The following is a 3,391-nucleotide window of genomic DNA, read 5'->3' on the forward strand; positions in this document are numbered from 1 at the left end:
TTTCGAGGATGACAATTAAAGATTGAAATCCAGGAAATGAAAGATTTCCGGTGTCGATGCGCTTAGGGGACACACCCGTTCCCATCCCGAACACGATGGTTAAGACCTAAGCGGCCGATGATACTATGCTGGAGACGGCATGGGAAAGCAGGTGGATGCCGGATTCCATTAAAAACAATTCGCTGAATGCGATTTGAAATAGAACGGACACATCGGAATGGATGAACTATCTGTGATGAGGATGTGTTAACCTACACCAGCAGGGAAGTGCTGTTCCATATAACTGGTTTTTACCAGTGATTCATAAGTTCGAGCTTATCGAGGTTGTGAATGACTGATAAACTTCAGTCAAGTATGTACCTTGAAAACTGCATATTGAAAATCTGATACAAAGTTCAAACCGAGAGGTTTGAAACAAATATCAAGACATCCGAGGTGTTACACGAAAGTGTAACCAAACAAACCAAAAACAAGCAATTATTAATTGTAAACACCATAAGCCAAAGATGCAACGCTATGCATCTGAGAGGAACACCGTACCCGCGGTGTGAATCAATTGGTTAAGCTAATAAGAGCGCAGGGTGGATGCTTGGCACTAAGAGCCGATGAAAGACGTGATAAGCTGCGAAAAGCTTCGGGGAGGAGCAAATATCCATTGATCCGGAGATATCTGAATGGGGAAACCCGGCTGAGAAGACCTCAGTCATCCATACGCCAATACATAACGTATGGAAGGGAACCCGCTGAACTGAAACATCTAAGTAGGCGGAGGAAGAGAAAGAAACATCGATTCCCAAAGTAGCGGCGAGCGAAATGGGAAGAGCCCAAACCAGAGTGCGTGCACTCTGGGGTTACGGACTGCATAAGTGAGCTGATTCGTTAATGGAACGGTCCTGGAAAGACCGGCCAGAGAGAGTGAAAGCCTCGTACATGAAAACGATAAGCAGCGGCAGGATCCAGAGTACCGCGAGACACGTGGAACCTTGCGGGAATTCGGGGGGACCACCCCCCAAGGCTAAATACTCCTTAGTGACCGATAGCGCATAGTACTGTGAAGGAAAGGTGAAAAGGACCCCGGGAGGGGAGTGAAAGAGAACCTGAAACCCTGTGTTTACAAGCTGTGGAAGCACGTTAAGGTGCAACCGCGTACTTTTTGTAGAACGGTCCGGCGAGTTGCGGATGCTGGCGAGGTTAAGGAGTAAAGCTCCGGAGCCGAAGCGAGAGCGAGTCTTAATAGGGCGTAAAGTCAGCATGTGCAGACCCGAAACCGGGTGACCTATCCATGTCCAGGTTGAAGTTCCCGTAAAAGGGAATGGAGGACCGAACGCACATCCGTTGAAAAGGGTGGCGATGAGGTGTGGATAGGGGAGAAATTCCAATCGAACCCGGAGATAGCTGGTTCTCCTCGAAATAGCTTTAGGGCTAGCCTCGTATTAGTTTAGCGGAGGTAGAGCACTGAATTTCCTAGGGGGCGTCAAAGTCTACCGAAGAATATCAAACTCCGAATGCCGCATAAATGATGTACGGGAGTCAGACTGCACGAGATAAGTTGGGTAGTCAAAAGGGAAAGAGCCCAGACCTACAGCTAAGGTCCCAAAGTGTGTGTTAAGTGGAAAAGGATGTGGGATTTCGAAGACAACTAGGATGTTGGCTCAGAAGCAGCCACACATTCAAAGAGTGCGTAATAGCTCACTAGTCGAGAGGTCCTGCGCCGAAAATGTCCGGGGCTAAAACACAACACCGAAGCTTAGGAATGTAATTATACATTGGTAGAGGAGCATTCTTAAAGAGACGAAGCAGTACCGATAAGGAGCTGTGGATTTTTAAGAAGAGAGAATGCCGGAATGAGTAGCGAGATGGAGGTGGGAATCCTCCAGGCCGAATATCTAAGGTTTCCAGAGTAAAGCTGATCTGCTCTGGGTAAGTCGGGGCCTAAGGCGAGGTCGAAAGACGTAGTCGATGGATAACAGGTTGAAATTCCTGTACTGCATATCATCAGAACTGTGGGGACACAGAGAGATACCGGAACCTGGGAATGAAGATACCAGGGCAAGCGAGGTAGGTGCTAAGCTGGCAAATCCGCTTAGTAAGCCGAAGACGTGATGCGGAGCGAACAAAAGTAGCGAAGTCCGGGATTCGAGCTGTCGAGAAAAGCCGCTATTGTGTGATATGTACCCGTACCGTAAACCGACACAGGTGGATGAGGAGAGAATCCTAAGGCCGGCGGGAGAAGCATTGTTAAGGAACTCGGCAAAATGACCCTGTAACTTCGGGATAAAGGGTGCCACAGAGATGTGGCCGCAGAGAATAGGCTCAAGCAACTGTTTAGCAAAAACACAGGTCTATGCGAAACCGAAAGGTGAGGTATATGCTGACGCCTGCCCGGTGCTGGAAGGTTACGAGGAGAGGTTAGAGCAATCGAAGCTTTGAATCTAAGCCCCAGTAAACGGCGGCCGTAACTATAACGGTCCTAAGGTAGCGAAATTCCTTGTCGGGTAAGTTCCGACCCGCACGAAAGGCGTAATGATTTGAGCGCTGTCTCGACAATGCACCCGGTGAAATTGAAATACCAGTGAAGATGCTGGTTACCTGCGCCAGGACGGAAAGACCCCATGGAGCTTTACTCTAGCTTGATACTGGGATTCGGTACTGCATGTACAGGATAGGTGGGAGACTTTGATGACAGGACGCCAGTCTTGTCGGAGTCGCTGTTGGGATACCACCCTTGTGGTACTGGATTTCTAACCAACCTCCGTGACCCGGAGGTGGGACAATGTCAGGTGGGGAGTTTGACTGGGGCGGTCGCTCCGAAAGGGTATCGGAGGCGCTCAAAGGTTCCCTCAGAATGGTTGGAAACCATTCAAAGAGTGCAAAGGCAGAAGGGAGCTTGACTGCGAGACCGACGGGTCGAGCAGGTACGAAAGTAGGACTTAGTGATCCGGTGGTAGAAAGTGGGATTGCCATCGCTCAACGGATAAAAGCTACCCTGGGGATAACAGGCTTATCACTCCCAAGAGTTCACATCGACGGAGTGGTTTGGCACCTCGATGTCGGCTCATCGCATCCTGGGGCTGAAGTAGGTCCCAAGGGTTGGGCTGTTCGCCCATTAAAGCGGTACGCGAGCTGGGTTCAGAACGTCGTGAGACAGTTCGGTCCCTATCCGGCGCGGGCGTAGGATATTTGAGAGGAGCTGCCCTTAGTACGAGAGGACCGGGGTGGACTGGCCTCTGGTGTATCTGTTGAACTATCAAGTTCATGGCAGAGTAGCCAAGCCGGGACGGGATAAACGCTGAAGGCATCTAAGCGTGAAGCCCCCCTCAAGATGAGATATCCCATACGCAAGTAGTAAGACCCCTTGAAGACGACGAGGTAGATAGGGCAGAGGTGGAAG

2 rRNA genes are annotated in these 3,391 nt (G+C 50.0%); both read left to right on the forward strand.

The window, feature by feature from the left end:
- The first annotated feature begins 46 nt into the window (after nt 1-46).
- Nucleotides 47-164 (forward strand): 5S ribosomal RNA (rrf, locus tag DW085_RS18495).
- A 394-nt stretch (nt 165-558) separates the two neighbouring features.
- Nucleotides 559-3,391, forward strand: a 23S ribosomal RNA gene (locus DW085_RS18500); the annotation flags it as partial.

The organism is Clostridium sp. AF50-3 (assembly GCF_003477445.1).
In the GTDB taxonomy this organism is placed as follows: Bacteria; Bacillota; Clostridia; order Lachnospirales; family Lachnospiraceae; genus Otoolea; species Otoolea fessa.